Origin of the sequence: Acidovorax lacteus (genome assembly GCF_039540375.1) — a bacterium.
Classification (GTDB): domain Bacteria; phylum Pseudomonadota; class Gammaproteobacteria; order Burkholderiales; family Burkholderiaceae_C; genus Acidovorax_G; species Acidovorax_G lacteus.
The window spans coordinates 1-26,030 of record NZ_BAABEX010000003.1 but is presented as its reverse complement, the minus strand read 5'-3'; the positions used below and the strand labels follow the sequence as shown (position 1 = coordinate 26,030).

Below are 26,030 nucleotides of genomic sequence, written 5' to 3'. Positions count from 1 at the left end.
GGCTGTGCGGGGCCTTGCGCCGGCCGCGGGATCCCCGGGCAGGCGCGGGGCAGGGGACGCCTGCCCGGCTGTCGCCCTTTGCACTGTGGTGGTGCGTGGCCGCTTGGTGCGTCGTCAAAGGTGGACGAAATCAGCCTTTTGTGCTTTCTTCATAAGCACGAGCAGCTATCATTTTTGTAGCAATTGCCGTGGACTTGACTGGCAGGTGCGGCGCGGGCAGCTGGCGCGAAGGTCGAGCGCCAAGGAGGCCGGGGATTGGTGTCTAATTTTCTGCTTGGCAGTGCGGCGTTCTTGGGGGACCATCGCCGGATTGCCTCTTGTTTCACCGCTTCCGTCTCCACCATGCAGCAGACCCTTCGCCGTTGGGAACACCCGACCGCCCCTGGCCCCGCGGGTGCCGCCAGCACCCCAGGCCCGCTGCCCGCGGGCGATGCGGGGGGACGCAGCGCAGCGGCCGTCACGCGGCCTGTCGTGGTCCATACGCTGGGCTTTGAAGGGCAGGCGCTGCTCTGGACGGCACCGGGTCAACCCACAGCCCGTGCGGCCTTGCGCTACCGCAAAGGCGTGTGGTTGCTGGGCTACGCCGCCAGCAACCCAGGGCGGCTGATTTACCGCGAGTCGCTGGCCGAGTGGTTCTGGCCCGGGCAGGACGGCAGCGATGGGCGGCGCAACCTGCGCGTGCTGTTGGCCGATGTGCAGCAGGTGCTGCGCCAACTGGGTCAGGCGCAGGCCCTGCGCGTGGAGCGCGACTGGGTGCGCTGGGACCATGCCGACCGTGTGCGCGTGCATTTGCCGGCGGACATGCCACCCGCGCCCAGCACCGAAGGGGGCGCTGCCGATGCGGGCCCCGGTGACAGCGTGTCGGAGGACTTCCGCGCCTGGTGGCTGGGCCAGGACCGCGCGGCTGCCCAGCAGAACACGCCCAGCCTGCGCCTGGTGGCGCTGCTGCGCGTGCACTGGCAGCGCATCGACCCGCGTACCAGTAGCGCTGACATCGGCGAGGGGGCGTACCCGAGCGCCGAAGTGCAGGAGCGGGTCGAGGCATTGCTGGCCCGTTTCGGGGCGCGCACGCTGGCCACCGACAGCCTGGCCAGCAGCTTTGTCGTGGGGTTGGACAGCCTGTCGCCCTCGTACCGATCGGCCGCGCTGCAGTTGGCCGGTGGCCTGCATGCCGTCGCCCAGGCTGCGGGCCTGCCAGCGCGCGTCGGCCTGTGTTTCGGCCCGGTGCTGGTCGATGGCCCGGGCCCGGTGGCTGGCTGGCGCTTGCGGCTGGTGGACCGTCTGGCCCAAGTGGCCGAACCGGGCGAACTGGTCTGCGACCAGAGTTGCGCCGATCAGGCGGAGTTCCTGCATTTCGACGCGCTGGGTGAGCGCAGCTTCCGGGGGTTCCAGCGGCGTTTCCGGCTCTACCGCACGCCGCTGGCGCAGCTTCAGGACGTGATGCCCGTGGTGCTGGGCCAGGCGCACCGCGCGCTGGTCGGGCGCGACGACACGCTGGCGGTGCTCCGCACGGCCTTGCGTGCGGCCAGCAGTGGCGAGAGCCGAGTGGTCTGGCTGCGTGGACCTTCAGGCATGGGAAAAACGCGCCTGGCGGTGGAGCTTTGGCGCGACCAGACCGCCGCCCACGGTGGCGCAGCCTGGATCGAGGGTCGGCCAGAGGCCCGTGAGCAACCGTGGGCCGCTCTGCGGGCCTGGGTGGTCCAGCGTCTGGGGGCTCGGCCACATGCGCTGGCTCCGGGGCCGCTGGCACTGCTGCAGGGCTTTTGTCTGACGGGTAGCGTGGGACAGACCGAGCGCCATGCGCTGCGCCAGGCCGTGGCCGCGCTGGTGGCCGACGGCCCATTGCTGTGGGTGCTTGACGACGTGCAGTGGATCGATGAGCCGTCGTGGCAGGTGCTCGCCTGGCTGATGTCCGAGCGGCGTCAGACGCTTTGGTTGCTGACGCAGCGGGTGGCCTCCGATGCGGCGCTGCCGCCGGCGCCTGCAGACCTGCCCCGGCTGCACACCACTTCGATCGACCTGCCCCCGCTGAGGGATGCCGACGCTCTCGCGCTGTGGCAGGCCGCACACGGGGAGCCTCTGGCCGACCTGCCGCCCGCCGCCCGCGTCCAATTGCAGGCGGCCCGTGGGCGGCCCTTGTACCTGCTGTGCGCGGAGGCCGACGGCCCCGCGCCCCACTTTGCCGAGTACTGCCAGGCCCGCTGCAACGCCCTGGGGGCAGGCCGCGAAGTGCTGGAAACCGCCGCGCTGCTGGGGCTGGTGTGGCGGGTGGACGACCTGAGCGCCCTGGTCGGCGACGAGGCGGTATCGGCTGTGCTGGAGACCGCCGTGGGGATGGAACTGCTGGTGCCGCGTGGCACCGAGTGGATGGCGTTTTTCCATCCGACCATCCGGGAGTTTCTGCTCGACGTGCAGACGGCTGCGCGGCTGCAGCAGCAGGCGGCGCGCGTGGCGCTGCTGCGCGAGCACCAGCGCGAATGGGCACTCGCTGCAGCCTTGTGGCAACGTGCAGACGACGCTGCGCGTGCGACCACCTGCTGGGCCCAGGCGGCGCTGCAGGCCGTCGAACAGGACGACCACCAGGCGGCGCTCACGCACTTCGAGTCTCTGCGCGCCTGCGGTTACGGCGGTGATGCCGATCCGTCGCGTGCCGTTGCCCTGCGCCTGGCCCACGCCCAGGCCCGTCTGCTGGTCAAGGGATACGGCGACCCCGGCGTGCAGCAATTGGCCGATGACCTGCTGAGCCACGCCGGTGCGTCAGACGCTGCGGCCGCCGATCCGGAGCTGGACTTCGGTGTGCGTTTTCTGCAGTACATGGGCTGCAGTTCAAACGGATCGGTGGACGGACTGGCCCAGGCCGCCGACTTGTGGCTTCGGGCCCGGACGCCCGCCCAACGCTTGGTGGCCGCCTGGGCGCAGGGCAACACGCGGCTGTGGCACGGCAACCCCGGTGAGGCCCTGCAATGGCTCGAAACGGCCCTGTCGCTGGAGTCCCAGACCACGCTGGCCGAGCGCAGTGCCCTGTTTGTGACCGACCCGCTGAATTTTGCGCGCGCGCAGTGGCTTTGGCTGCGATCGCTGCGCGGCGACGACGCCGAGGCCCTTGCACGCGACACCCGCCAGGCCGAAGAGCAGCTGCGTGCGTTGCCGCAGACGCAGGACCGCTGCGTGTATCACTGCATGGCCGCTTTCCGCAGCTACACCGAGGGGGATTTTGACGCGATGGCGCGCCACGCCAGTCAGTCGCAGGCTGTGGCGGAGCAGGAGTCTTTCGATCTATGGGCGGCCATCGCGGCCTTGCAGTGGGCCGTCGCCCAGGCCCACCTGGGCCAGCGTCCTGATCTGGAGGCACTTGCACCGCGTCTGCACGGGCTGCAAGTGGGCTACGCCGCGGGCGTGCCCACAGGCCAGTGGATGGTGGCCGACATCCTGCGCTTGTCGGGGCAAGCACAGGCCGCCTTGGACCTGTGCGCGGCCTGGATTGCGGACATGCCGAGACAGGAGCACCGCCACTGCCTGATGGACATACACCGCATCCGCGCGCAGTGCCACACCGCACTGGGGCAGCACGAGGAGGCCGCCGAGGCCTGGGCTGAGGCCTGGGCCGTGGCGCAATCTGCGGGGCTGAAAGGATGGCTCCAGCGCTGGCACGGTGTGGCGGTCGTCCGGGGGGGGCATGACGACTGAGCGGGGCGGGCGATCGCAGCCCGTACAGACCGGTGCGGCAGACCCTGCGGTGCCTGAGGCGCTGGCGCACCCTGGCGGCGTTTTCTGGGTGAGTGTTGCCGAGCCGGTGCAGGCCTGGAATCCTGGCACGCTGATGCCGCGGTCCCTGTCATGGCGCTATCGCAAGACGGGCTGGCTCTGGCTGCTCGCGGCCACCCATCGGGGGCGTCCGCTCGACCGCTCCCGGCTGGCCGCCTGGCTGTGGCCGCAGGCCAGCGTGGCGCAGGCCAGGGCCAATCTGCGGGTGCTGCTGGCCGATCTGCAGGCGGTGTGGAAGGCTGCCGAACTGCCCGCGCTGTGGTCGGTGCAGCGGGACAGCCTGCAACTGCTGGCCGATGTATCCCTGGTCACAGAGATCGATGCGCTGCGCGGAGCGCCCCTCGCAGGCGCCGCCCCGCCGGCCGGCTGGAAGGAACTGCTGGCGGCGCGAGAGGCGCAGCACTGGGGGGACACCCTGCCCGTCGATGTCGATGGCGAACTGGTGGGCATGTTGCAGAGCCTGCGCGAGCGCCTGGCCCAGGGTGCGGCAGCCCTGCAGCGCGAGGCCGATCTGCCGACGCTGCCAGCCCCTGCGTCCCAGCCTGTGGTCGCACCGACCCCGACAGACATCCAGTCTGGCGTGCACCACCTGGTGCTCTGGCGCATCGAGCCGGTCTGGGACTTGGACCAGAGCGAGCCCGCGCCGCTGTGGTCTGCAGTGGACGATGGCGCGGCATCCGCCGGTGGCGGGCGATCTGGCTGGTTTGCAGCGTGTGCTCAGGTCACCGCCCGTGTGGCGGCGCTGGGGGCCATGGTGATCGACTCGGGCGAGTGGGGCATGACACTGGTGCTGGGCCTGGGCAGCATGCACGCCGGGCAACGCTGGCGCACGCTGGAGTCCATGCACCAGGCGTTTGAGTGTTTTGTAGAACATGGCCTGTCGGTGCGCATGGCCGCGGTCGAAGGGCGAAGCGCCGTACAGCGCCAGAACGACGCGGTCCATGTGGCGGGATGGCGCCTGCGTCTACTGGAGTCGCTGGCCCTGTGGGCCGAGCCAGACACGCTGGCGTGCCCGGCTTCCTGGACCGATCTGCTGGGCGATTGCGACGGCCTGGAACAACACGTCGTGCATTTTCGCGACCTGACCGAAGCGGTCGAGGTCTGCAGCGTGCCGCTGGTGTCCCTGGACGCCAGCCTGCTGCCGGTGGGCACCGGCCCTGCAGCGCCCACCTTTGTCGGACGTGACGACAGCCTGGCCGAGCTGTGGGCGCTGTATCGCGGCTGCGGCGTGCGGGCAGCGCCTGTCGAGGCCCGGCTGCTGGCACCGCTGGGCTACGGCAAGACACGTCTTGCGGCCGAACTGGCCCGCCGTGTGGCACAGCAGGGTGGTCAGCTTTGGTGGATTGCGGCGCAGCCCGAGTTGCGCACCATCGCCTGGCGTGCACTGCACCAGACCCTGCTGCGGCATTTGCGCGCTCCGGGCGTAGCGGCGGGCCTGCGCACGGCGCTCGCCGATTGGGGGGTGGCCCTGACCGAACTGCAAGGCCAGGCGCTGCAGCGTTTTGTGCACGACGGCACCGTGGCCCAGGTTGAGCTGGATGCGCTGGCCAGTGGGCTGGCCCGCTGGTGGTCTGCGCAGGATGACCGCACGACACCGGCGCCCAGTCTGGTGGTGGTGGACGATGTGCAATGGCTGGATCAGGCCAGCCTGCAACTGCTGCGGCGCGTGCTGGCCTGTCGTCCTGCGCTGATCTGCCTGGTGCTGGAGCGCTGCGAGGAAGGCTGTGAAAGTGCCATCGAACCCCTGTGCCAGGAGAGTCCTCCGTCCGTGCTGCGGCTGGGGCCGTTGGCCGATGCGGACGCCCAGGCGTTGCTTGCGTCCCTCCAGAACGCCCACCGCTGGACACCCGAGCAGCGGCGCCAGCGTGTGGCGCTGGCCCGGGGGGTGCCCCTGTTCCTGATGTCTGCCCCCGAGGCACAGCACGGCGGTGGCGCACCCGGTGTGGCCGAGCATTGCGAGGCCTGGATCAACCAGTTGCACCGCCACCGTCCGGCGCTTCGCCTGGCAGCGCGGTTGGGCATGCGGTTCGCAGTGCGCGACCTCGTGCTGCTGCTGGGCGAAGACGTGGCACTGGCGGCGGTACGTGAGGCCACGCGACAGGGGCTGCTGCTTCCGCGGGACCCGGGCTACTTGGCGTTCTTTCACCCCGCCATCCGGGAGCACCTGCTGGCCTCTTGCAGCCCTGAGCAGCGCATGCTCGACAGCGGCCGCTGCGCTGAGTATCTGGCGGCGCAGGGCGACCACGCGCGCGCTGCCGATCTGTGGCAACAGGCGGGGCAGCAGACGTTGGCCCGCACGGCCCTGCTGCAGGCCTTGCAGCAGGCTTCAGCCTGCAACGATCTGGATGCGACCGTAGCGCTGTCCGAGGCCCTGCGCGAATTGGGATATCCCGAGGGGCAGCGGGGCGTGGAGGCGCGCATCGTGCATATCCGCGCACTGTTGGCCCGCCACGGCTATGCGAACCCGCGCGCGCACCGCATTGCCGACGAACTGGCCCACCAGTTGCGGCAGCGTTCGGCCGATCTGGATCCGGAGCTGGGCTACGAAGTCACCGCCCTGCAGTACCTGCGGGAAAGCGGGCGCAGCCATCGCACTGCGCTGTTGGCAGGGCAGCAGATGCTGGCCCTGGCCGATGCCCCGGCAGCGCGCATGACGGCCCACTGGGCGATGGCCAACGCACACTTCTGGCTTGGTGATCTGGCGCAGGCGGCACCCTGGTTTGCACAGGTGCTGGACGCTGGCGTCCAGCTGCCCCGGGTGCAGCGCCAGCGCTACTTCCCGTCCGATCCCTTGGTCTTCTGTTGTTTGCAGTGGGCCTGGGCGCAGGCCCTGCTGGGTGAGTATGCGCAGGCGCGCCAGTCCATCGACCTTGCGCAATCGCTGACTGCAGAGCCGGATGCAAGCGTGCAAGACCGCGTGATCCTCGACGTGTTCAGCATTTTGCTCAGCGAGCTGCTTGAAACGCCGGAGCGGCGCCGGGGGCACATCGAACAGGCGCGCACCCGGGCGGAGTCCGAGGGGTTTGAGTTCTGGCTGGCGTTTGCCGCGTGCTACGAGGCCTTGCAGGCGGCCGAAGATGGCCGGGACATCACAGCCGATGGGTTAGCGCAACCCTACGGGAGGGTGCTGGACAACTACCCCTCGGCTGCGCCGCTGGCCTGGTGGCTGGCGGCCCGTGCGATGGTGGCGTCCGGAGACGCCGTGCGGGCGCTGCCCCTGGTGGAGGCGGCGCTGGACCGGCAGAGGGCTGAGGGCGGCTCGATCCTCTGGGCCGACACCCTGTGGCTGCAGGCGCAGATTCTGGACACGGCGGGTCAGGCGGCCCGCGCCGAGTCTTCGCGCCAATTGGCGCTGTCGCATGCCCGTCGGCTGGGCTGGCGAGGGTGGTTGAAACGCCACGGTGCAAACGCCCTGTAACGTTTGCAAACGGTTACATCGCCCGTTGCAGCGGACTGCAAACGTTTTGCAAACGGTGCCTGCCTAGAGTGGTGACAGCGGTGCAGACAGGGTCTGCGCCTGCGTCAACACCATTGCGCGAGGACACCCGATGCTTTCACAACCCCGTTTCCGGCAGCAGGCCGCCCAAGGCATGCGCCAGCGTTTCCATGCCCGCCGTCAGGCGGGTTTCACACTCGTCGAGCTGGCCATCGCCCTCGCGGTCATTGGCCTGATCATCGGCGCCGTGGCCATCGGCAAGGATGTGCAGCGCAACGCCGAGTACACCAAGATCAAGAACAAGTTCATCGACCAGTGGGAACAGGCGTACAACCAGTACTACCAGCGCGCGGGCGTGGTGCTGGGGGATTCGCAGACGGCACCGCGGCTCATGGTCAACGGTGCCAACTACACAGCCGCCACGGGGACCCCGACCTCGGGTGGGAACATGACGGGCGTCACGTCGCCGGGTGCGGTGTGCCGCGATGCAGGCCCGGCCGCAGCGGCCTTGGGTGGCGGCTCCCTGGCCTTGCCCGGGACGACAGAGACCACGCTGCGCGACCAGTTCCTGCGGGTGGGTGTGCGCATGCCCCCCGGCCGTGCCGAAGGGTCTGAAGACCGCTACGTGTACCTCGACAGCAACGGCAACCCCCAGGAAATCCAGGTCTGCTTCCTGTGGCAGCCCCCGGGCACGGCTTCGGGTGCGGGCAACGTGATGGTGATCACGGGACTCACGCCCGACCTGGCCCGCTCGATCGACCAGATGGTCGATGGCAAGCCCGATGCCCGCGAAGGCCGCTTCCGCCAGTTCGGCGTGACCCAGGCCGCAGGCCAAGCCAACCAGCCTGGCATCGAGTGGACCGCCAACAACACCTACCAGATCGGCGCTGCCACCACCACCGCTGCCACCAATGGCCGCACGCTCGATGAAGACCAGGTCTTCACCGTGGCCGGCGTGCTCAAGATGAACCAGTGATGCGGCGTACCGCTGCAAACCCGAAAGGATCTGCTTCCATGACACATCCCTCCATGCGCCTGCGTCGCAGCCTGCGGCGGGCTGCCGCCCAGGGCGGCTTCACCCTGGTGGAACTGGCCATCGTGCTGGCCGTGATCGGCTTGATCATCGGTGCCGTTGCCATCGCCAAAGACGTACAGCGGAACGCCGAATACCAGAAGGTGGCCAACAAGTTTGCCTACCAGTGGAAGATGGCTTACGACCAGTACTACCAGCGCACCGGCGTGGTGGTCGGCGATTGCCAGCAGGCACCGACCTACATGGTCAATGGCGTTGAGACCGAACTCAACAGCCAGCCGGCCTGCACGCGTGCCGGTGCGTCCGGCGTGGCCGGCATTCCGGAGAACTTCACCAATACCGGACGCCGCATTTGCCACGGTCAGGGCTATGCGCGCAACACGGTGGGTCTGGGCGATCCGGAACTGCTGTCGCAGCAGGATCTGCGCGATCTGATGACGCGTGCCGGTGTGCGCATGCCGCCGGGCCGTGGCGAAGGCCATGAGGACCGGTTCCTCTACATCGACTCCAACGGCAACGCCACGGAACTGCAGGTGTGCTTCCAGTGGAACACGTCGGGCACGGCCAGTGGCGCAGGCAACGTGATGGTCATCCGTGGCCTGACGCCCGACCTGGCACGCTTCCTGGACCAGGTGATCGACGGCAAGCCGGACTCCCGCGAAGGGCGCTTCCGCATCCAGGGCCGTGGCGCGCACCAGGGTGCGACCGAGGCCAACGCCCCGGGCACGCAGTGGGAGGCCAACAACACGCAAGGCGTGAACATTGCGGGTGGCAACAGCAGCATGGTGGGCGGTGACAACCGCGGCACGATCACCAACACGGCGGGTTCTGATGCGGGCACGGCCAACGGCCGCCGCTACGACGAAGACCGCGTGATCCTGCTGACGGCCCACTGGACCATGGAACAGTGATCTGCCCATGAACGGCGCTCGATTCGTTCAACTGGCGGCACTGGCCGGTGCCACGGCCTTGCTGGCGGCCTCTGCATGGCTGATGCACGGCCAATGGCAAACCTGGCGCGCCGAACAGGTGCGGGCTGCGCAGGCCCAGCAGCGGTGGCAATCGGCCCAGGCCCTGTTGCCCGAGCTCAAGCGCCGCGAAGACATGGCCCGGCAGGTGCAGGCACTGTCTGCGCAGGTTGCAGATCAGGGCTTTGACCGCAACCGCTGGGGTGAGCGCCGCGTGCGGCGTGCGCTGAGCCAGGGCTCGCGTGTCGACGTGGCCCGTGTGATCGACGCACTGGCCCCCAAGGGGGCTGCCAGTGTGCTGGTGGCCGATTCCTTCGAGCTTTCTACGGTGACCGCTGGCGCCGGTCTGTTCCACACCCCCCAGCCGGGGGACGAGGGGCTGTCGCTCGGCATTGCGGCCACCCAGTACTTTCAACTCAACAGCGTACAGCCATGAAACAGGCCCTGGTTCTGCATGTCACGGATGAAGGCTGGCGCGCATTGCCGCCTGGTCAACCGTGGTTCGAGCTCAGCCCATGGTCGCGTCTGGACCGGCCGGCCGTGGTGGTGCTGGACCTGGAGCAAAGTCACACCGACGTGTGGCGCTTCGAGGGCAAACCAGAATATGCCGCGGCCCTCATCGAGAAGCGGGTGCGTACCGAGGGGCTGGTTGATGGCTCCGCGCATATCGTGTTGCACAAGGTGCAGGCATTTCCTGGCGGGTTTCAGGCGTTCTTCTCGGCGATGCCGCTGGACGTCTGGCAGCAGGCCAGCACCTGGGCGGCTGCACAGCAAGACCACTGCGTGCTGCTGCACGCAGCGGCGCTCCTGGCCGATGGACTGCCATCCAACGGTGCACGGGCGCTGGTAGGGGTACGTGGCTGGTCTGCCCTGGTTCAGGCGCCCTCGGGTCTGGCGTACTTCACGGCCCGTGTGGTCGCGCGTTCGTCGGGTGACGACGCCTATCTGGGTGCAGCACGCCTGCTTGCCTCTCAATGGGCAGGTCTGGGTTCTGGTGTCGAGCGTGTACAGGTTGGGGTGCTCGGTCTGGAGCACGCGGTGGCTGCGGATGCGCTCACACAGGCGCTGGCGCAGGCGAGTGGTGTGGCCGCCCGTGCAGACCATGTCGATGTCTACCAGGCCGCACAGACCGCCCAGGCGGCATGGCAGTCGTCCATGCCCGCCCTGGCTTTGTCGGCCACCCGCAAGCACGTGCTCAATCCGGGCCTTGCCAAGCTGGCCTGGCAGGCCGAATCGTGGGTGGGACGGCTGACGGTGGTGGTCGCCCTGGTGGCTGCAACCCTGATGGGCGCGGCCTGGTACGCGCAGTTGCAGACCCAGGAGCTGCGGGCGCAGAGCCTGCGCTGGTCCCAGGAGACGGTTCAGGTGGAGCAGCGCCTGGCCCAGCTTGGGCAGACAGAGCCCTCTCCGGTGCTGGTCGAAACGGCCGAGTTCGCACGCAAGCTGGACGAAGGTCGGCTGCTGGATCCAATGCGTCTTTTGTCGGATTTGCAAAGACTCACATCGCCGGAAGTCCGTGTGCAGCGCCTGCGATTAGAACCGCTGGCCAACGGACAGGGCAAAGCGTTTCGCGTGGAGGGGCAAGCTGCGCTGGCCGATTCGGCGGCCGTGATGCGCTGGGTGCTGGCCATGGAACAAGGCGGCTGGCGCCTGCGCGCGATTGATCCTACCGACACGGTGCCGGGGGCGTGGGCGTATGAAGTCACACGGCAGCAGGCCGTGGTGAAGTCGGAGGGGCGTACATGATCCGCTATTACGCACTGGCCCTTTGTGGTGTCTCGGCGGCCGTGCTCGCGGCCGTGGGCTGGGGGGCATTGCAGGCGGATGCACGCCGACTGCCGCCGCCTCCGCGGGATGCGCTGGAGTTGCGGCCACTGACCCCGGCGGCGCTGGCCAATCAGGAGCGTCTGGCAGCCGGCTTGCAAGCCATAGCGCGCCTGCAGTCTGGCGAGGTGCTCAAGGGTCAGGGCCCAGCCCCTGCCTTGGCGCTTCCCGCGCCGGGCACCGAGGTTGCGGGCAGTGTGCAGATGCCGCGCCGGTCGCTGTCGCTGTATCTTGAATCGCTGGCGGATGACCGGCATATCGTCTCGGTGGACGAGCGGGTGGTACAGCCCGGAAGCCGTCTCAGCGAAGGCGGACGGCTGGTCCGCGTGCAACCTTATCAGGCGCTGATTTCCGAGGCACAGGGCCGACAGCGCCTCGACATGTCGGTGGATCGGCTGGGCGTGGGAACCTTGCGCTGGCCCGACGGCACTCCGGCGAGCGTGGCCACACAGGCCTATCGCCAGGGTCCGGCAGCAGCCAAACCGGAGGCGGTGCGATGAACCGTTCCGTGTTGTGGGGCGGCGCATTCGGCCTGCTGGTGCTGGCATTGGCCGCCGTGTGGTGGTCTGGCAGCACAACCGTAGCCGATACGCCACCCTCCAGCGTCGCGGCTGTCAACGCACCGGTGGGCATGCCGATGCCAAGTGGGCCTGCTGATGGTACGGCAGGCCTCTCGCCTCGCGCTCCAGCGGGCCTTGCGTCGGCACCGGCGCAGCGTGTGCCCGGCGCCGCCACAGACCCTTCGCGTCCCAAGCTTGAAGATATCCAAGCGGAGCTGCAGACCCTGAGCGCAGGCGGACGCACGCCGCAACCGCAGGAACTGGATGCCGTGTTCGAAAAGCTCGAGCGCTACAACGGCGGCAGTCAGATGGGCGGAGTGGATCTGCAGTTGATCCGCAAGAACCTGCAGGCGGCTGCGCGCATCCAGCAGCTGAGCGAGCAGATGAAGCCGCTGGCAGCCGACCCGACGCCGGAGAACGTGCAGAAGCTGCAGGCCCTGGTGGCCGAGATGCGGCAGGTGCAGGCGACCATGGATGTCAAAGGGCTCATGGCGGCAGCCTCTGCCATGCCAGGAGGCAAACCGTGATCCTTCAGGCGCAGCGCGGCTGGTCGGTGCTGGAGTTGGCGATGGTGTTGGCCATCGTGGGTCTGCTCGCATGGAGCGGCCTCTCGGTGCTGGAAGGTGGGCAGGCGCGGCAGGACCGTGACCGGGCGCTGCAGCAGGCCGAGGCCTGGCGCGACCGCCTGCGCACATTTGCCCTGCACAACCGCCGCCTGCCGTGCCCAGACCTCACAGGTCAGGGCTGGGAAGGGGACGCCGCTGGCAGCTGCGCAGCCGCCATGACCGGCTGGTTGCCCTACCGGGCACTGGGCCTTGATTTGCCGGCCGAGGAACTGCGTGCGGCCTATGCCGTGTTCCGTTTGGCCAACGTCGCCTCCCCAGGGCAGGACGCTGACCTGGCCGTGCAGCGTGAGCGCACGGGCGATGCGCCCGGATCGCTTGCTTATCAGGATGTGTTTGATCTTGTGCGCGGGCTCAACAACGCGGCTGCGCTTGCTGCGGCACAGGCCGGTGGCGTGATCACGACCCAGCCGCACCTGACGGGCAACGGCGGGCAGGCCGGCGCCATCGACTGTGTGGGCCTGCCCCGGGACAACGTGGCGTTCCGGGTGCTGGTGCCACTTAAGGATCGCGACGGCGACGCAAGCCGCTTTGACGGGGGACACACGCTGCAGGGTTTGTGCAGCGAGGCCCCGGGTGCTGCCATGCGCCACACGCAGGACGACGTGGTGCTGGCCGAAGGTTTTGGAGCCCTGGCGGGCTGGTTGCAAGCCCGGGCGTGGTGATCCCCCCGGGGCAAGGAAATGACTGTGAAGGAAAACTCCATGATGCTTGGCGACTCTGAAGCTCACCCCCGCGCGGCAGGTGGCCGCAATCCGGGTGTCCTGCGCCGTTGTGCGTTGGCGGTGGCCGTGTGTCTGGCTGGCGGTCTCGCTGGTTGCGCCAGCAATCCGCCGCGCAGCGCAGAGGCCCTGACGCCGCCGGACACGGTGGCTGCAGACCGCCTGCGCGAGCAAATGCGCCAGGAGGCCCAGCGGCTGCTGGAGCACCAGCAAAAGCTGCGGGAAGAAATCAATCGCAAGGCGGAGCAGCCTGTGATCGCGCCGGTCGCACCGCGCTTTGATCCCCTGGAAGGCAAGCTCATCAATGTGGCCATGTCCAAAGCCAGCATCAGCACGGTGCTGCAGGCCTTTGCCGATGCGGGCAAGCTGAACCTCATCGTGGATCCGCATGTGCTCAAGGGCGGACAGCTGGCCGACATGTTCCTGCGCAATGTCACGCTGCGCGAGGGCTTGCACGAAGTGCTGCGTACGTACGACGTGGTCGGCGAGATCAACGGCAATACGCTGCGCGTCAATCTCACCGAGGAAAAGTTCTTCAAGGTCAGCTTTCTGAACACCCGCAACAGCCTGCAACTCGGCTCGGGGGGCAACGTGTTCGGCAGCACTGGCTCGAACAGCAGCAACAGCGCGCAACAGGGCACGCTGACGCTGGCGGGCGGCGGAGGCTTTTCTTCAGACCCCTACCAGGAGCTGGAAGCGGCTCTCAAGAACCTGTTGGGCGATGCCATCCGTCCGCAGGGCTCGGGTGCAGGCGTGGTGCAGGCCGTGCCCACTGGTCTTACAGCCGGGGCGATGCCCGCTGGCGTGCAGGTCCCGGGTGCGGCTGGCAGCGTTGGTGTGGTGCCTCCAGGGGGAACGCCGGGTGTCGCGCCCGGCGCACTGGCTGTCCCTGCCAACACCTTGAGCGAAGAGGGCGGCTTCTCGCTCAACAAGATGACCGGTACGCTCTACGTGAAGGCACGGCCTTCGAAGATGCGCGCGGTGGAGAAGCTCATCGAGCAGGTGCAGTCCATGCTGACGCGCCAGGTGTACGTGGAGGCCCAGCTGATCGATGTGCAGTTGAGCGACAACTTCGAGTTTGGCGTGGACTGGCAGCACCTGCGCAGCCGTCTGGCGGCGGGGTTTGGTGCCACCCCCATGCAGCTCGGGGGCGGTACGACCACCATGCCCAACGGCGCGGGTGGTGATTTCGGCGGGCGGACCCTCACCATCCCGTCACGCCTGATCGGCAGCCTGTCGGGGCCGGCGGCGGGGCTGTCGTACCAGGGCAGCAACTACGGCATCATCATCAACGCCCTGCGCTCGTTCGGCAATCTGAAGATCCTGTCGAATCCCAATGTGCAGGTGCGTAATGGCACACCGGCCTTGCTGTCGGTGGGCAATAGCGCGCGCTACATCTCGCAGTCGTCCACGACGCAGACGGCACCCGGTGGCGGTGCAACGACGACGGCCTCGAACGTTCAGACCGACACCGTCTTCTCGGGTGTGATGGTGGGTGTTCTGCCGTTGGTGCGCGAAGACGGCCGGGTGGAGGTTCTGATCAACCCGATGCAGAGCGATGTAGACCCTGCAAGCCTGCAACTGGTGCAGGTCGGTGGGGGCAATGTGGTGACGCTGCCTCAGGTGAGCTTCAAGGGCCTGACCACTACCCTGAATGTGGCCGATGGCGATGTGGTGGTGGTTGGTGGCCTGATCGACCAGCGCCACTCCGGCGTGGACCGGGGTGCCCCCGGGGTTTCGGATGTGCCGATTCTGGGCAAGCTGTTCGGCAACGAGCGCAAGACCCACACCAGCCGTGAACTGGTCATCGTGATGCGGGTGCACGTCCTATGAGCCTGATCCACGACGCATTGCGCGACATGGACACAGGGGCGCAAAAGTCGCCTGTTGGATCGGTCCCGCCTGCTATGAGGGCACCAGAGCCGCGCGCCGGGGGACGCTCTTACTCCGACTGGCTGGGTGGCGTGGCCGCCTTCGGTGTGGTGGTGGCAGCCGGTGTGGGGGGCTGGATGCTGTTGGGCCCAGGCGCTGCTTCCAAGGCGCCGACGAGCCTGGCCGTGCCGCCCGCGGCGGTGGGGCCTGCAGCCGCGCCGCTTGCTCCGGCACCGTCACCAGCAGCAAGGCCCGCAACCGCACCGGCTGTTGCTGCGTCGGCATCGACGCCGCCAGTGGCCGTGACCGCTGCCATGCCCACAGCGACAGCTGCACCGCCCGGTGTGGCGCACGCTACCCCGTCGATGGCGGCCGGTGTGACGCCGGTGGCGGCTGCGCCAGCGGCACCTTCCGTGGCCCCCGCCTCACCCGCTGCGACAGAGCGCCCTCGGCCGCCAGCAGGTGCTGCCAACCCGGTCGCGCGCGCCCCGCGCAAGGCCGTCGCGTCTGCGCCAGCGACGCCCGCGCCCGCGCCTGAGGCGGTGGACGACAAGCCCGTTGAGCAGCGCTTTGCCGAGTTCATGGTGGCGATGAACGCACAGGATTGGAGCGGCGCACAGCAGCAGCTTGATGCGCTCCGCAAGCGCCTTCCACCGCAGGCTGCAGGGCTGCTGCGTGCGCAGGCCTGGTTTGATCTGCAGCGTGGCGAGCTGGATTCGGCACGCCAGGGTTACCAGCAATTGCTGGAGCGCCTGCCGGGCGATGAAGAAGCCGCCATCAATCTGGCCAGCGTCCTGTCGCGCCAGGGCCAGGGTGAGGCCGCGCGGCAGGTCTTGCTGCAGGCGGTGCAGATTCGCCCGGATGCTCCTCGTTTGCGTGATGCGCTGCGTCGCTTCACGCCGGAGGTGCGTCCGTGAACAACGTGCTTGCAGCCCTGGGCCTGACCCGCAACCCGTTTCCGCCGACGCCAGACGCCGAGTCGTACTTCTATACGCCGGACCTGGAGGCCGAAATCGCGGAGTTGCAGCACTGCATCCTGAGCCGCAAAGGCTTCGTGCTGGTGACAGGGGAGGTCGGTCTGGGCAAGAGCACGCTGGTGCGGCGCTTGCTGGCTGGGCTTGAGCAGCAGCAGGTGCACAGCGCGCTGGTGCTCAACACCTTCTTGCAAGACCAGGCGCTACAGGACGCGATCCTGCGGGACTTCGGGCTCCCGGCGGGCCAGGGCCTGGGAGAGGGGCTGGATGCTCTCAACCAGTTCCTGCTGCAGCGCCACCGCGATGGCGTGACCTGCCTGCTCGTGATCGACGACGCGCAAAACCTCACGCCGTCCAGCCTCGAACTGGTGCGCCTTCTGTGCAACCTGGAAACTGCGCAGGAGAAACTGCTCCAGATCCTTCTGGTTGGACAGCCCGAACTGGAAACCACGCTGGCCCAGCCCGGACTGCGGCAGCTCAAGAGTCGCATCATCAAGCACACGCGGCTCAAGGGGCTGACGCTGGATGAACTGGGCCGGTACTTCGATTTCCGGGTGAATGCGGCGGGCAGCAGTGGGCGGCTCACGCTGGCTCCGGGTGCTGCGCGTCTGTTGCACGAGCGCAGCGCGGGCAATCTGCGGCAGTTGCATCTGGTCCTGGATCGTTGCCTTTATGGTCTGGTCAGTGCCCACAGCCGCACGGTGGACGAATCCATCATGCGCAAGGCAATTGCCGACGTGCCCGAACTGGGGCCAGTGCCTGAAGGTGTTGCCGCAGCCTCTGTACGGCGCTTCCAGCCTTGGCGGGCGGCCGCTTTGGGCGCCGGCCTGGGGCTGGCCAGCATGGCCGCGTGGGGTGCCTGGCACTGGTGGCAGCAGGACGCCCAGAGCCGGCCGCAGACTGCCGCGGCCACGGTATCAGTGCCGCAGGGTCCTGGCCAGGCCACTGTCACCGCACCGTTGGTACAAGCCCCTGCATCCGAGGCGGCGTCCGCTGCCTTGGTTGGTGCGGCAGTGGTCGCCGAGCCCTCGGCGCGGCAGTCCTGCGTGCAGGCGCTCAGCGAGCGCCACAGCATTCCAGCCGCGGCCGTACAAGTGCGCGCTCTTCCGGAGGCGCTTCGCGGGCAGGTGCAACCGGGGGCCGGCCTCTGCATCTTCGATGAAGCAGGATCGGCCCAGGTGGCGTGGGCCGATCTTGGGCGTTCGGCGCAGATCGAGGCCGCCGAGCGCATCGTCAAGGCGGCCCAACTGCAACTGCGGGCCAAGGGCTGGAGTGAACTGCCCGCCGATGGCCTGTTGGGTCCCATGACGCGGCAGGCCCTTGCGCGGTTCCAGCAGCAGCACGGCCTTGCGCCCACCGGGCAACTCGACGAGTGGACTCTTTACCTGTTGGAGGTGGCCCATGCGGCTGCACGATGATCCGGCGGCCGCCCTGGCCGGTGCGGGCCTTGGAAGCTCAAGCCTTGGAGACCGCCTGGTTCAGGCGGGTGTGGTCGCGCCTGTGGCCATCGACTATGTGCTGCAAAAGCAGAAGATCGAGCGCCAGCCGCTCGGGCATCTGCTGATCGATCTGGGATTTGCAAGTGCCAAGGAAGTGGCCCGGCAACTGGCAGCACAGCGCGGCATTCCATTTGTAGACCCCGCGTCGATGCCAGAGCCAGATCCGGCTGTTGCCGGGGTGTTCAACCGTGCGCTGTGCCTGTCGCACGGCTTTTTGCCGCTCGGCGAGCATGCCGGGCGCGTGCAGGTACTGCTGGGCGATGCCAGTACCGAGGCGGTCGCCGACCAGGTGCGCCGCAAGCTGGGCCGCGAATGTGACTTCCTGCAAGGCGAGTTTGATCGCGTTGCGCAGGCTATTCATCAGTTCTACTACTTTGCCGATAACCCGCCTGCCAAGCTCATCGAAACCGAGGTGCGCAAGCTCGAGGCCGATGTGGACCGCGCGTACAGTCCGGCGCGGCTGCTGGATCACATCCTGCACCTTGCGGTGAAGGAACGCGCCACCGACGTGCACCTGGCGCCTACCGCGCACAGCCGCTCGGTGCTGCTGCGGGTGGACGGTGTTCTGCGGCCCATGTTTGCGCTCTCGCCCGCCCTCGACCGGCTGATCGTGTACGTGAAGTTGCAGGCCGACATGGAGGCCAGCGAGCAGCGCCTGCCGCAGGACGGCAGCTTTACCGCCAGGGTGCTGGAGCAGCCTTACACGGTGCGGGTGTCCACGCTGATCTCCGAGTTTGGCGAGCGCATGGTGCTGCGCCTGTTGCCCGAGCGCGCCAGCCTGGACAAGCTCGAAGACCTGGGATTCTGGGAAGAGGACGTGGCAACGCTGCGCAAGGTGTTCGCGCGGCCGCACGGCCTGATCCTGATGACGGGACCTACTGGCTCTGGCAAGAGCACGACGCTGCATGCGGCCTTGCGCATGCAGCCTTTGATTGAGCGCAACGTGGTCACGGTGGAAGACCCGGTGGAGTACCGCGTGCCAGTGGCCTGCCAGACCGAGGTGAACCGCCGTGCGGGCTACGACTTTGCCAATGCGATGCGCCATTTCCTGCGCCACGACCCAGACGTGATCCTGGTGGGTGAAATCCGCGATGGCGAGACCGCACGTGCGGCCGTGGACGCCGCTTCGACCGGCCACCTCGTGCTGTCCACCCTGCACGTCGGTGGCATCTTTGGGGTCGTGCCTCGCCTCAAGCTGTTGGAGGTGGACACCGAAACCCTGGCCGAAAACCTGCTGGCTGTGGTCAACCAGCGCCTGGTGCGGCGTATTTGTCCGCATTGCGCGACCGAGCATCCCGTGACACCGGCCGAGCGCGAGTGGCTTGAGTCCGTCGGGCCGCTCGATACCCCCGTACCGGAAACGCTGTCGCACGGCGCTGGCTGCCCTGCCTGCCGGCACACAGGCTACCTCGGGCGCCTGCCGGTGTACGAACTGCTGGAGGTGGGCCGCGACATGGCAGACGCCATCGCGGTCGACGCCGACCGCGCCACACTGCGCACCCATGCGATGGCGGCCGGGCTCAAACCCATCCATCGCCAGGCACGCCGCCGGGTGCTGGCCGGGCAGACCACCGTGGACGAGATCTTGCGCACCGTGGGCGCAACGGGCTGACGCATGGCCGCGGTACACAGTTACTTCTATCGTGTGCTGCTGCCCCACGGGGCCATGCAGCGCGGCCTGCTGCGGCTGGCGGTGGAGCGGGAGCTATCGGTCCGGCTGCGACTGGAAGCCCAGACGGACGGCACCGTCATCACCCTGTGGCGCCTGCCCAACTGGCTGGCGTTTGTGGTGGACTGGTTGGCACGGCTGTTTCGCAACCGGCTGCGCGATGAAGACCTGGTCGGGTTTCTGCGCGACCTCGGTCTGATGATGGGCGCAGGCGTGCCTGCCATGGAAGCCTTGCGCACGCTGATCGACGAAGGCGAACAGGGCAACCAGCGCGCGGTTGCTCAGCTGGCGCGGCATGTCCGCGACGACCTCAATGGCGGCGTGGGCCTGACCGAATCCTTCAACCGCCACCCGGATGTGTTTCCGGAAACTGTGCGCAACCTGGTGGCGATCGGTGAGCAGTCTGGAACGATGGACCGCATGCTGCGCGAGGCCGCCGAACATGTGGAGCGCATGATCCACATCCGCCGCGATATCCGCACCGCGCTGATCTATCCGGCCTTTGTGTTCGCCACCATTCTTGGCGTCGCGTTCTTCTGGATCTACTACGTCGTGCCCAATATGGCGCGGCTTTTCAAGCAGTTGCAGGCCAAGCTGCCGCCGATCACGGTAGCGCTGGTGGACTTTGCCGATCTTGTGACCACGCACCTGCCCTGGCTCACGCTGGCAGTGGTGCTGCTGGTCATCGTGGCTGTGGTCGCCTTTCGCCAGTCCGAACGGGTGCAGTTGGTCACGTACTCGGTCATGCACCGGGTGCCCATCATCCGCAACCTGCTCACCTGCTCGGGCATGGCCCACATCACCGAGCACTTGGCCATCCTCGTGCGCGCCGGGCTGGATTTGATGGCCTCGCTGCACACCCTGTCGCGGGCCACCAAAGACCGTTACTACCGCGTACGGCTGGAGCAGGTGGCTGCGGCCGTGGGGCGCGGCGAATCGGTGGCGCAGTCGATGCGGCGCGTGGGCGGATTCCCCGCCATGGCCGTGCGCATGGTGGCTGTGGGCGAGGAGGCCGGCAGCCTGGACGAGCAGTTGCAGCACCTCGCCAACGAATACCGCAAGCGGCTCGATGTGCTCGTGCGTTCGCTGGCCGAGATCTTCAAGCCCGTGATCATCCTGATCGCCGGCGGGATGTTCATCTTCCTGATCGTGGCGCTGCTGCTGCCGATTTACGACCTGGTGCGGCAGACCGTGGCCCAAAGCCTGGGGTGAACCATGCACACATCCCTGCTTCGCCTGCCAAAACGCCCGCTCGGGCATCGCCGCCACCGCGGCTCAGCGCCCGCACGCCAGCAGGGCCTGGGCCTGCTGGAGGTGGTCCTGCTCACGCTGCTCCTCGGTGGCATGGTGCTGGGTGGCCTCGTGTCACTCCGTACGCTGCAGCAGTCGCAGCAGGCTGAGGCGGCCGAGCAGAACCTGCGCCGTGCCGACCGCGCAGTGATCACGTTTGTGGCCCAGCGCAACCGCCTGCCGTGCCCGGACGTCGATGGCGACGGCCGCGAAGATGCGCTGGCGACCGGCACCGGCTGCAGCGCCACAGCCGGCCAGAAAGGGTGGCTGCCGCTGACCACGCTGGGCCTGGATGGCACGGGCACCGACCAGGGCGCCATGCCGCGCCTGCTGTACCTGGTGCAACGCCAAGCGCAGGACCTGGGGCTGGCCGATCCGGTGCGGCACAACCCGCCAGCCTTTGATACGGCCACAGGCCAGTATTCGGGTGTGCGCCCGCTCAACCAGATTGCCACGACCGACATCTGCCAGGGCATCGAGAATGCGCGCAGCGTGGCCCTGTCGGGCGGCCAGGCGCAGACCGACGGGCGTGCGCTGGCTTATGCGCTGGTGCACCCGGGGCGCGGTGATTTCAGCGGGACGGGCGAGGGCTTCGAGGGTCTGAACCGCGTGGCCACCTCGGTGGTGGCGGTCGAGCCCCCGCAGCGCGGCTGGACGCCGGGTGTGTACGACGACCGCGTGTGGGTGCAAACCTATGCGGGCATGGCCACGGCGCTCGAATGCGAGCGTCTGCTCGCGTCCTCCCGCCTCATGGGCTTTGCCACCGAATGGGTGGATGAGGTCAACGAGCAAAAGGAGTCCACCCGCAACTCGGCGATCATTTCGTCGACCATCAATGGTGTGTCGGTGGTGGTGGCCGGCATCAAGATGGCGTTGGCTGCCAGCGGCCTCGCCAATTCCATCAGTCATCTGGCTGCCGCTGCTGCTGCCTTGTCAGGTGCCATCGCGGGCTGTGTGTTCCTGGTCAGCTGCGGATTGATTCCGGTGTACGCAGCTGCGGTGGCCGCTGCCGTGGCCGCCATTGCCGCCTACACGGCCACCATCGCACTCATGGCCGCGTCGCTTGCGTCCTCGATCGTTGCGATGAGCCTGTCCATCGCGGTGGCGGTGCAGGCCGGGGCCGAGATTGGCGGGGAGATCGACCTCGACAAGGCGCGAGCCGAGGCTCAAACTTCCTATAACGACGCGGTGCAGCGGCGCCAGGACGCAGAGTCGAACCTTGCCAAGGCAATTCGGGCAAGGGATACCGAAAAAACGCCGCGGTACAACGCGGCAATCGCGAATTTCGAAGGCAAGGTGAGTAGCTTTGCTGCGCAGGTCACGGCCATGAACCGCTGCGATCCTGCGCAAGGCGACACCAACTGCGCTCCGCCACTGACCTTGGCCACCTACCAGCCACAAGTCAATGCCATCGTGGCGGCGATCGACACGCTCTCGGCACGTGAACTGGCCTATCGAGATGCAGAGGATCGTTACCAGCGTGCGCTGGGCAATGATCCGAACTACCCCAGCAACCAGCCTACCTCAAACGCGCCCCTTCCGGACCGCGCCATCGAGGAACTCGCCAAGGTGCGGGCCGATCTGCAGCAGCAGCGGGCAACGGCATTGGCGGCTGGTGACACTGCACGCGTTGCGGCACTCGATCAAGCGATTGCCTACCTGGACCAGCGCCAGGGCCAAAGCGGAAACACCGACACTGCACAACGTCGCACGGACCTGATCAATCGCATCACTGAATTGCAGGGTCAGATTGATGGTTACGACGCTCAGATTGCCACGCTCAACGGTCAGTTGGGCAGCACCGTTTGCGATCCCTTGCCGCCGAACGATCCGCAGCGTCAGTGGTGCGTTAACCGGAGCATGTTGCAGCAGCAACGTGCGCAGGCCGCTACATTGCTGACGACCTTGCAACAGCAACTGGACAGCCTGGGGCTGGATGTGGCGACGGCTCGCAACCTGCGTGACATCGCGCTCGGGCAGCGCAATGCGGCGCAAACTGCCCTGGATGCTCGCAAGTCTGAACTGAGCGCGCTGCTCTCGGCCATGCCTTACACGGTCTGTGAAAACAGGGTGGAACCTGGATCGAACGGGCAGCCCGACAAGGTGACACGGGTCTGCACCCAGCGCACTTATGACGCGATCGCCAATGACAGGATCGTGACCCGCCAGTTGCAGACGCGGGAGCCGCCCGCGGCAACGGCGCCCTGTGCACCCATTCTCTTGGGGTCTCTGTATCTGTGCTTCTGGAAGGAGTACGACATTCTGCTGAACGAAATCGTGAGCACGCGCTATGACTGGGCGGTGGCCAATCGCGAAGTACAGGAAGCACAGGCCACGTTGAACAAGGCTCAGCAGGACGAAGCCGATGCGCTGTCAACCGTGCAGGCCCTGTCGGGTACCAACGCGGGTGGCATACCGGTCTGGAGTGGGGCTGCCGACATCCTTCGGCGTGCCGACGCCAAGGGAGGCATTCGATGAAGCGAGTACACCACCGCCCAGTGCCGCACATTGGCCAGCGAGGCTTCAGCCTGCTGGAAGTGGGCATAGGCCTGGCGGCCACGGCCGTGGTGGGCTTATTGCTGTGGGGGGTACTGCCACGTCAGCAGGCCCTGCAGGATGAATCCCGACAGCAGCGGGTCATGACCGATGTCGAGAGCGCGATGCTGGGCTTTGCACAGCGGCAGTTCCGTCTGCCTTGCCCGGCCAGCGACTTGCAAGGGCGCGAGGACTGCGCTGCAGGGGCGACGCGTGGACGCTTGCCTTGGCGTGACCTGGGCTTGGGTTCGGAGACTGCAGTGTTGCAGTACGGTGTAGGGGCCTCCAGTCTGCTGCAGCCCAGTGCGAGCTATGTGCCCAACCTTCCGCCTGCGCCTTCAGGCTACAGCGCGGCGGGCTATTCACCGATCACCCTGGTCAATGGTCTGGATCTGTGCCAAACACTGCGCGGCCAGGTGGCATCTGCGGGGGGGGCATTGATCGATGGGGCTCCCTTCGCGTGGGCCGTTGCGCATCCGGGGGGCAATGGGCAGTTCGATGGAGCCAATGCCAGCGGTTTCGATGTTCCGGGCAAGCCGCAGTCTGTGACGCCGCTTTACGACGACAGTGTGACGGCGCAATCAGGTGCAGAGTTGGCAGCCCGTCTGGGATGTGTGCAACGGCTCGCAGAAGCCCAGGGAAGGGTACGGGCGGCCTATGCGAGCTATGACATGTATCGCCTTACCGACGAGTTCTGGCAGTTCCGGGTGTATGCCCATCGGGTGCGAGAGACCAATGTCAAGTTCGCTGCAGCCAATCTAGCCTTTGCAGTTGTGGACATTGCCAACGCGGTGGCTGGACAGATCACCGGCGCTGCCATCACTGCGGCTGCAGGCGCAGGCTCGGGTTCATCATTGGTGGCAACGGGCAAACTGGTGGTGCCCATCGCGGTGGCAGTGGGTGCGGCGGGCGCTGCGGGGTATAGCCTTGCCACCGCCATCATCGCGGAGCAAAAAGCTGAAGCCCAACGGCTTGCGGCTGAGCAGGAGCTCACCGCGGCGGGATCGCGCTATCTTGTGTCCTACACCCAGGCCGTAGCTGCCGACCAGAAAGGGCTTCGGCCATGAAGCAATTTCTGTTGCGCGCGGTCAGACCCCAAAGCCAGCGCGGATATTCATTGGTGGAAATGGGCGTCGCCCTGGCCATCCTCGGGCTGCTGGTGTCGGCAGCCGTCGCCTACTGGGCCTACAGCACGCGCCACACCGTGGCCCAGGCGGCGCGCGATGCCTCTCTGGACGCGCGAGCCGCGCTGATGGTCTTTGCCCAGGCGCGCTACCGCCTGCCATGCCCCGACGCAGACGGCGACGGCGTGGAAGACGGCACGGGCGGCGTGTGCCCCGCAGGCACGCAGGTGGGCGGCTTCCCCTGGAAGACGGTGGGCGTGTTCAACCCGGCCGTGCGGGGCATGCGCTATGGCGTGTACCGCCTCGCCAATGCGGGCGACCACCGCCTGGATGTGGACCTGACACGCGACATGGACCGTTTCCCGCCGCTGGTGGCCCAAGGCGCACCCCTTGCGGCGGACGAAATTCTGCTCGGGCGCAACAACCTGCTGGACATCTGCCGCTCGCTGGACCTGGCATCACGCCCCGGCCGTACCGTGGATACCACCCAGCTCAGCGTCTGGCGCACCGGCGAGGCGGCCAGCCGTCGGCATGTGGCCTATGTGCTGGCCTCGGGCGGCCTGCTCGACGCCGACGGCGACGGCCAGCGCCTGGACGGTGCCAACACCTCCGCCAGCAACGCCAGCCCGGCTTTCGAGTTGCCAACGCGCGCTGCCAGCGAGGCCTACGACGACACCGTGGTGGCCGGCACCTTTGAAGACCTGATGAGCGAACTGGGCTGCCCGCAGGGCCTGAGCGCCATCGGCCACACCCACGCCAACGCCGCCCTGAGCGCCGCGATGATGCGCCAGGGCATCAACGACTACCGCCGCCAGCTCAAGCTGCTGGCCGACGCGGCCGGTGCGGGCGTGGCGGCCGCCACCGCCAAGGTGCTGATGTCCGGTGCAGGTCTCTCCAACGCAATTGCAACCACGTTGGACCATACATCTGTAGCCTTGCTCAGCACCGGGGCTGCCAGCGGCATCATCGCCGCGGGAGTGGCGGCCGTCATCGCCAATACCGCGGCTACCGTCACCGCCGCCGGTGTACTGGCCACAGCCATAGCGTTCAAGGTCGAGGCCGACGAACGCTACAACAACGTCGCCCCCCTGGTCACGCTGGGCAATTCGCTCGACACCTCGGTGGGCGACAACTTCCGCCAGGCCGACCTTGACGGCTTCTGACGACGCCATTCTTCGCATGCCCATGCCCGACACCCTCTGTTCCGCGCCATTCACGGCATCCCGCCACTCCGTTTCGCGCCAGCGCCGGTCGCGCCAGCGCGGCTTCACGCTGATGGAGTTGGCGGTGGTGCTCGTGGTCATCGGTCTCATCCTCGGGGCCGTGGCTGTGGGGCGCGACGTGCAGCGCAACGCCGTGTACCAGCGGCTGAGCAACGAATTCGTGCAAGGCTGGCTCATGGGCTACGACGTGTACTGGAACGTCACCGGCCGCGCCCCGGGCGACAGCGCCACCGCTCCCACGGGGGCCGTCAATGCGAGCCGGGCCAACGCCACCACCGCAGGCACTGCGCTGTGCGACAACACGACCAACCCGGCCGCCGCCGACAGCCTGCTCAACGTGATGCTGGCCGCAGGCATCCGCCTGCCGCAGGGCCGTGCCGAAGGGCAGAACAACCGCTACGTCTATCTGGATAGCAACGGCAACCCGCAGGAGGTGCGCGTCTGCTTTCGCAACGTGATGTGGGCCGAACCCGGCGCCACCGTGGGCACCTACGTCTCGCTGCCGCGCAACGTCATGGTGCTCAGTGGCCTCACGCCCTCGCTCGCGCGCATGATCGACGCCCAGATCGACACCCAGGCCGACGCCCGCTTTGGCCGTGTGCGCGAAGAAGGCCTGGCCAACAGCACGGCCATCACCGCCTCGCGCGACTGGCCGTCGCAGGACACCGTGGCCTTCGGCGACGCCAGCAACACCGAAACGCGCCGTGACGAAGACCAGGTCACGGTGATGACCGCCTACGTGCTCATGGCCCGTTGAGCCCTTGTGCGGGCAAGGCTGGTCCAGGGCGGCCAAGCGGGGCTAAACATCAAAAAGGCTGCTCGTGCTTGGCGCCCTCAAATCTGAAGTGCAACACCTTCCAGAATGAGGCCATCATGATCAACAAGAAAAGCTACGAGCAGATCGGCGAATCCG

The 26,030-nt window shown here is 67.6% G+C and carries 19 protein-coding genes; 18 read left to right on the top strand and 1 reads right to left on the bottom strand.

Annotation, left to right across the window (positions count from 1 at the left end; translation table 11 throughout):
- The first annotated feature begins 342 nt into the window (after nt 1-342).
- The 14 genes from ABD866_RS01455 (at nt 343) to ABD866_RS01390 (ending at nt 20,157) form a co-directional block, all read left to right on the top strand.
- Nucleotides 343-3,687, top strand: coding sequence for an AAA family ATPase (locus ABD866_RS01455; RefSeq protein ID WP_345060511.1), 3,345 nt, complete (start codon nt 343-345; stop codon nt 3,685-3,687).
- Nucleotides 3,677-7,183 (top strand): AAA family ATPase, encoded by a 3,507-nt coding sequence (locus ABD866_RS01450; protein WP_345060509.1) that lies wholly within the window; start codon nt 3,677-3,679, stop codon nt 7,181-7,183. The genes ABD866_RS01455 and ABD866_RS01450 overlap by 11 nt, the downstream gene beginning before the upstream one ends.
- A gap of 172 nt (nt 7,184-7,355) precedes the next feature.
- Nucleotides 7,356-8,177 (top strand): type II secretion system protein, encoded by an 822-nt coding sequence (locus ABD866_RS01445; protein WP_425549529.1) that lies wholly within the window; start codon nt 7,356-7,358, stop codon nt 8,175-8,177.
- 38 nt (nt 8,178-8,215) lie between these two features.
- Entirely contained in the window at nt 8,216-9,145 is a 930-nt protein-coding gene (locus tag ABD866_RS01440) for a type II secretion system protein (protein ID WP_345060505.1), read from the top strand.
- Between the two features lie 7 nt (nt 9,146-9,152).
- On the top strand, nt 9,153-9,638 hold the full coding sequence (locus ABD866_RS01435; protein WP_345060503.1) for a hypothetical protein: 486 nt from the start codon (nt 9,153-9,155) through the stop codon (nt 9,636-9,638).
- Nucleotides 9,635-10,948 carry a hypothetical protein gene (locus ABD866_RS01430; RefSeq protein ID WP_345060501.1) on the top strand — a complete coding sequence of 438 codons (1,314 nt, stop codon included), beginning with the start codon at nt 9,635-9,637 and terminating at the stop codon, nt 10,946-10,948. Before ABD866_RS01435 ends, ABD866_RS01430 begins: the two co-directional genes overlap by 4 nt.
- Nucleotides 10,945-11,526 (top strand): hypothetical protein, encoded by a 582-nt coding sequence (locus tag ABD866_RS01425; RefSeq protein WP_345060499.1) that lies wholly within the window; start codon nt 10,945-10,947, stop codon nt 11,524-11,526. Before ABD866_RS01430 ends, ABD866_RS01425 begins: the two co-directional genes overlap by 4 nt.
- Complete coding sequence (locus tag ABD866_RS01420) at nt 11,523-12,113, top strand: hypothetical protein (RefSeq protein ID WP_345060497.1); 591 nt, start codon at nt 11,523-11,525, stop codon at nt 12,111-12,113. Before ABD866_RS01425 ends, ABD866_RS01420 begins: the two co-directional genes overlap by 4 nt.
- A complete protein-coding gene (locus ABD866_RS01415; protein WP_345060495.1) occupies nt 12,110-12,874 on the top strand; it encodes a type II secretion system protein in 765 nt (254 codons plus the stop codon). The genes ABD866_RS01420 and ABD866_RS01415 overlap by 4 nt, the downstream gene beginning before the upstream one ends.
- Before the next feature lie 39 nt (nt 12,875-12,913).
- Nucleotides 12,914-14,764: a pilus (MSHA type) biogenesis protein MshL gene (gene mshL / locus ABD866_RS01410; RefSeq protein ID WP_345060494.1), complete on the top strand. Its 1,851-nt coding sequence runs from the start codon at nt 12,914-12,916 to the stop codon at nt 14,762-14,764.
- Between the two features lie 353 nt (nt 14,765-15,117).
- Nucleotides 15,118-15,720 (top strand): tetratricopeptide repeat protein, encoded by a 603-nt coding sequence (locus tag ABD866_RS01405; RefSeq protein WP_345060491.1) that lies wholly within the window; start codon nt 15,118-15,120, stop codon nt 15,718-15,720.
- Nucleotides 15,717-17,195: an ExeA family protein gene (locus ABD866_RS01400; RefSeq protein WP_345060489.1), complete on the top strand. Its 1,479-nt coding sequence runs from the start codon at nt 15,717-15,719 to the stop codon at nt 17,193-17,195. Before ABD866_RS01405 ends, ABD866_RS01400 begins: the two co-directional genes overlap by 4 nt.
- Nucleotides 17,179-18,888: a GspE/PulE family protein gene (locus ABD866_RS01395; protein WP_345060487.1), complete on the top strand. Its 1,710-nt coding sequence runs from the start codon at nt 17,179-17,181 to the stop codon at nt 18,886-18,888. Before ABD866_RS01400 ends, ABD866_RS01395 begins: the two co-directional genes overlap by 17 nt.
- A 3-nt stretch (nt 18,889-18,891) precedes the next feature.
- Nucleotides 18,892-20,157: a type II secretion system F family protein gene (locus tag ABD866_RS01390; protein WP_345060485.1), complete on the top strand. Its 1,266-nt coding sequence runs from the start codon at nt 18,892-18,894 to the stop codon at nt 20,155-20,157.
- A 153-nt stretch (nt 20,158-20,310) separates the two neighbouring features.
- On the opposite strand, the gene ABD866_RS01385 is transcribed toward ABD866_RS01390, so the two are convergent.
- Nucleotides 20,311-20,586, bottom strand: coding sequence for a hypothetical protein (locus ABD866_RS01385; RefSeq protein WP_345060483.1), 276 nt, complete (start codon nt 20,584-20,586; stop codon nt 20,311-20,313).
- Here ABD866_RS01385 and ABD866_RS01380 point away from each other — a divergent pair.
- Genes ABD866_RS01380 through ABD866_RS01365 form a run of 4 tightly spaced genes read left to right on the top strand, consistent with a single transcriptional unit; the run spans nt 20,554 to nt 25,874 of the window.
- Entirely contained in the window at nt 20,554-22,713 is a 2,160-nt protein-coding gene (locus tag ABD866_RS01380) for a hypothetical protein (RefSeq protein ID WP_345060482.1), read from the top strand. The genes ABD866_RS01385 and ABD866_RS01380 overlap by 33 nt on opposite strands.
- The gene (locus ABD866_RS01375; protein WP_345060480.1) at nt 22,710-23,837 is read left to right on the top strand and encodes a hypothetical protein; all 1,128 of its coding nucleotides are present in this window, start codon (nt 22,710-22,712) and stop codon (nt 23,835-23,837) included. The genes ABD866_RS01380 and ABD866_RS01375 overlap by 4 nt, the downstream gene beginning before the upstream one ends.
- Entirely contained in the window at nt 23,834-25,057 is a 1,224-nt protein-coding gene (locus tag ABD866_RS01370; protein WP_345060478.1) for a type II secretion system protein, read from the top strand. The genes ABD866_RS01375 and ABD866_RS01370 overlap by 4 nt, the downstream gene beginning before the upstream one ends.
- 22 nt (nt 25,058-25,079) lie before the next feature.
- Entirely contained in the window at nt 25,080-25,874 is a 795-nt protein-coding gene (locus ABD866_RS01365; RefSeq protein ID WP_345060476.1) for a type II secretion system protein, read from the top strand.
- The last annotated feature ends 156 nt before the right edge of the window (nt 25,875-26,030 follow it).

Excerpts from the sequence above, each read along its gene's own strand:
- ABD866_RS01455 (WP_345060511.1), top strand. The coding sequence starts at position 343 with ATGCAGCAGACCCTTCGCCGTTGGGAACACCCGACCGCCCCTGGCCCC.
- ABD866_RS01450 (WP_345060509.1), top strand. The coding sequence starts at position 3,677 with ATGACGACTGAGCGGGGCGGGCGATCGCAGCCCGTACAGACCGGTGCG.
- ABD866_RS01445 (WP_425549529.1), top strand. The coding sequence starts at position 7,356 with ATGCGCCAGCGTTTCCATGCCCGCCGTCAGGCGGGTTTCACACTCGTC.
- ABD866_RS01440 (WP_345060505.1), top strand. The coding sequence starts at position 8,216 with ATGACACATCCCTCCATGCGCCTGCGTCGCAGCCTGCGGCGGGCTGCC.
- ABD866_RS01435 (WP_345060503.1), top strand. The coding sequence starts at position 9,153 with ATGAACGGCGCTCGATTCGTTCAACTGGCGGCACTGGCCGGTGCCACG.
- ABD866_RS01430 (WP_345060501.1), top strand. The coding sequence starts at position 9,635 with ATGAAACAGGCCCTGGTTCTGCATGTCACGGATGAAGGCTGGCGCGCA.
- ABD866_RS01425 (WP_345060499.1), top strand. The coding sequence starts at position 10,945 with ATGATCCGCTATTACGCACTGGCCCTTTGTGGTGTCTCGGCGGCCGTG.
- ABD866_RS01420 (WP_345060497.1), top strand. The coding sequence starts at position 11,523 with ATGAACCGTTCCGTGTTGTGGGGCGGCGCATTCGGCCTGCTGGTGCTG.
- mshL (WP_345060494.1), top strand. The coding sequence starts at position 12,914 with ATGATGCTTGGCGACTCTGAAGCTCACCCCCGCGCGGCAGGTGGCCGC.
- ABD866_RS01405 (WP_345060491.1), top strand. The coding sequence starts at position 15,118 with ATGCCCACAGCGACAGCTGCACCGCCCGGTGTGGCGCACGCTACCCCG.
- ABD866_RS01395 (WP_345060487.1), top strand. The coding sequence starts at position 17,179 with ATGCGGCTGCACGATGATCCGGCGGCCGCCCTGGCCGGTGCGGGCCTT.
- ABD866_RS01390 (WP_345060485.1), top strand. The coding sequence starts at position 18,892 with ATGGCCGCGGTACACAGTTACTTCTATCGTGTGCTGCTGCCCCACGGG.
- ABD866_RS01380 (WP_345060482.1), top strand. The coding sequence starts at position 20,554 with ATGCCGCGCCTGCTGTACCTGGTGCAACGCCAAGCGCAGGACCTGGGG.
- ABD866_RS01375 (WP_345060480.1), top strand. The coding sequence starts at position 22,710 with ATGAAGCGAGTACACCACCGCCCAGTGCCGCACATTGGCCAGCGAGGC.
- ABD866_RS01370 (WP_345060478.1), top strand. The coding sequence starts at position 23,834 with ATGAAGCAATTTCTGTTGCGCGCGGTCAGACCCCAAAGCCAGCGCGGA.
- ABD866_RS01365 (WP_345060476.1), top strand. The coding sequence starts at position 25,080 with ATGCCCGACACCCTCTGTTCCGCGCCATTCACGGCATCCCGCCACTCC.